Here is a 2,951-nt window from a genome sequence, read left to right on the forward strand (position 1 = left end):
GGTGACGGTCGTCGGGCGGCCCGACGACGGTCACCAGTGTTCCTCCGGCCCGAATCAGGCCCGCGGACCGCTTCTGGATGTCGCCGCCGATAACATCGAACACCAGATCGACGCCGCCGACGTCTTCCAGGGCGTCGTTCTCGAGGTCGACGAACTCGTTCGCGCCGAAGTCGAGCGCCTTCTGACGGTCGGCAGCGCGTCCGGTGCCAATGACGTAGGCACCGGCCTCTCGTGCGAGTTGCGTCACCATCGACCCGACTGCGCCGGCCGCACCATGCGCAAGGACGCTCCGCCCGGCCTGAAGGCGGCCATGGTCGAACAGACCCTGCCACGCAGTCAGGCCCGAGATCGGCAAGCTAGCGCCTACCGTGAAGTCGACGTCGCCTGGCAGCGGCGCGACGTTGCGTGCCTCGATAGCTATATACTCCGCCAGGGTGCCGTCGCGATGCCAATCGGCGAGGCCGAACACCCGCTGCCCCACCGACAGTCCGGTCGTACCGTAGCCGAGGGCGGTGACCACTCCGGCCAGCTCGTGCCCGGGGATCGATGGCGTCCGGTCACGGTCCACGCGATCGGTCCAGGTCGAGGGCCACGCCAGCTCAGTCGGGACGAATCCCGACGCATGAACCTGAACGACAACGTCGTTTATCGCCGCCTGCGGCTCGGGTCGCTCCGCTAGCTTCATCCCGGCCGTTCCCGCAGCCTGGTCCGTCACAACGATTGCCTTCATCACCCATCTGCCTGTGTGTGGTAGGTCATCATTTTTCGAATTCCTTTGCGGACGAGCGAAAAATGGGAAGGCTAAACTCGATGGGTCCACTGACCTTTGGTTATGGAGCCGATGCCATCGACGCGGCGCGCAAAAGTCAACGGTGCGATGGCTAGCCTCCGGTCACTCGCTTCCTTTTCGCACGGTTTCGACATCGAGCGAGCCTCCTGGGAGAGCCTTCAGAAGTTCCTTCTCGGGCTTGGTCAGAAAAAGCCAAGCCGCCCAGTTTGACGGCTGCAGCACTACAATCTGACGATTGTGAAAAGGAGCGATGTCTGGGCCCGGTTCGGTTGTCAGCGTCGTGAACGCCGAGGGATGATTGCCTTGGCCCTCGCGCCATATGCCGGCGATCACCATGAATGGCGCTCCATTGAGCGTGAAACGATGCTTCGTTTTTGGGTATTTGGCGCCGGTAAACTCGAAAAATGCCGATGCCGGAATGAGGCACCGGTTGCTGTTGGCGAAATTTCTTCCTTCCGACCGGAAATTGAAGACTGGCCCGCCCTTGGGTCCTGACGGCGGGAAGCTGAAATTCATCGGCACCAGCTCAATCCCGTTGCCGGCAGCGCGCATGACCGGCGCCATGTCGTTGATCCGGATGTCGTCGCTCTCAGGAAGGTCGAGTTCGCTCTGCTGCGTGGGAATGCCAAGCTCGAGCGCCTGCATCATCTTGCAGTATTCCACCCACTTCACATGCTGTTCGTACGCGTTGCACATGTCTAAAGTTATGCCAGATCGAAAGATCTTTCGAGAGGGGGCGTCTCCCTGTCGGGACCGGACTGTCGGCGAAGCTGAAGCCCCGCGAGGCGGGTCTTCACCCTTCGGGCGTCCATCCCGTGACGCGCAGCGACGGAGCGTCGTGCAAAAAAAGGAAGGGCTTCATGTTTGCGGCGCTGCGGCGATGGGCCGAACAGAGACGGGCGATCAGGCGGCGTTGGCAGGCGGACGCCCGCGCCCTCGTCATCGCTGATGAGGTTAATGCCTATTACGAAGCGCAGCGCCGTGCAGCCCGGGCGCGGGTGCGCGGCGACCGCGCCGAATTCTTCCATTGGGCCAAGGTGGCTGCCGAGGTCGCCCGGCTGACGCCGCGAGCGGAAATGGATGTGGACGTCGTGCGGGCGATCGCGGGCGGGGAAGAGCGTCGCCAACGCTGATGCTCGATTGCCTTGCCGCTTGCGCGCTACGTCTGGCAAGGCAAGCTGCGCCGCGGCCCGCAGCTCTCTGGACTCGAACATTTGCTACTTGCCGGCCGCGCCCTTGCCAGCCTTGCTCTTCGCGGCCTCCGGTTGCTGCCCCCCATATCGGGGGCGGAATCGAATGGAAGGGAGCGCGACATAGTGCGTGCGGGAGAAAGATGGAAAAAGCAGACCTGGAAGAGCTGAAGGACAAGGTGCCCTGCGCCGCGGTGCTGGAACGCGCGGGCTTCGCCCTCGACGTCAAGGAGAGCACCCGCAAGGCGATGAAGTATCGCCGCGACGCGGCGATCATCATCGTCATCCATGACGGCAAAGGCTGGTTCGACCCACTTTCCGATGGCAAGGGCGATGTCTTCCGCCTGGTCGAGCATCTCGAGGGCGTGCCTTTCGTCCAGGCCATGAATGATATCGCTGGTCTCGTCGGCTTTGTTCCCATCGAGCCGGTCTGGCACCGCGAGTCCCGCAACCGCGAGCCCGACCTGTCCGTTGCCGAACGCTGGCAGGCGCGGCGCAAGCCATGGCGCGGATCGGCGACCTGGCGCTATCTCACCGATGCTCGCAGACTGCCCGAACGCATCGTCCGCGCCGCGATCGGTGCCAACGTCCTGCGCGAGGGCCCGCATGGCAGCATGTGGGCGACGCACCTCAATGCCGATGGCGCCGTCACCGGCTGGGAAGAGCGCGGACCGGACTGGCGCGGCTTTGCCACCGGGGGCGCCAAGGTGCTGTTCCGGCTCGGCCGGCCCGATGCGCTTCGCCTCTGCGTCACCGAGGCGGCGATCGACGCTATGAGCCTCGCCGCACTTGAAGCCCTTCGCGCCGACACCCTCTATCTCAGCACCGGCGGCGGCTGGTCGCCAGCGACTGACGCTGCCATTCGCCTGGTGGCAAAGCGGTCGGAGGCACGGCTTGTCGCGGCCACCGACAACAATGTGCAGGGCGACATCTATGCCGATCGCCTTCTCGCCCTGGCCGAGGAGGTCGGA

General features: G+C 64.3%; 4 protein-coding genes. 2 read left to right on the forward strand and 2 right to left on the reverse strand.

Annotated elements, in window-relative coordinates:
• Nucleotides 1–730 (reverse strand): NADP-dependent oxidoreductase (locus tag EOA85_RS31420; RefSeq protein ID WP_164760003.1); only part of this gene is annotated, 730 nt, incomplete at its 3' end.
• A 162-nt stretch (nucleotides 731–892) separates the two neighbouring features.
• The gene (locus EOA85_RS31425) at nucleotides 893–1,486 is read right to left on the reverse strand and encodes an SOS response-associated peptidase family protein (protein ID WP_127212329.1); all 594 of its coding nucleotides are present in this window, start codon (nucleotides 1,484–1,486) and stop codon (nucleotides 893–895) included.
• A gap of 164 nt (nucleotides 1,487–1,650) precedes the next feature.
• Between EOA85_RS31425 and EOA85_RS31430 the strand changes: the two genes are divergently transcribed.
• Together EOA85_RS31430 and EOA85_RS31435 are read left to right on the forward strand one after the other, a co-directional pair.
• Nucleotides 1,651–1,923 (forward strand): hypothetical protein, encoded by a 273-nt coding sequence (locus tag EOA85_RS31430; RefSeq protein ID WP_127212330.1) that lies wholly within the window; start codon nucleotides 1,651–1,653, stop codon nucleotides 1,921–1,923.
• A gap of 200 nt (nucleotides 1,924–2,123) precedes the next feature.
• The coding region (locus tag EOA85_RS31435; protein WP_127212331.1) for a DUF3991 and TOPRIM domain-containing protein at nucleotides 2,124–2,951 on the forward strand (828 nt) is incomplete at its 3' end.

Source organism: Mesorhizobium sp. M5C.F.Ca.IN.020.29.1.1 (assembly GCF_003997375.1).
GTDB classification, from domain to species: domain Bacteria; phylum Pseudomonadota; class Alphaproteobacteria; order Rhizobiales; family Rhizobiaceae; genus Mesorhizobium; species Mesorhizobium wenxiniae.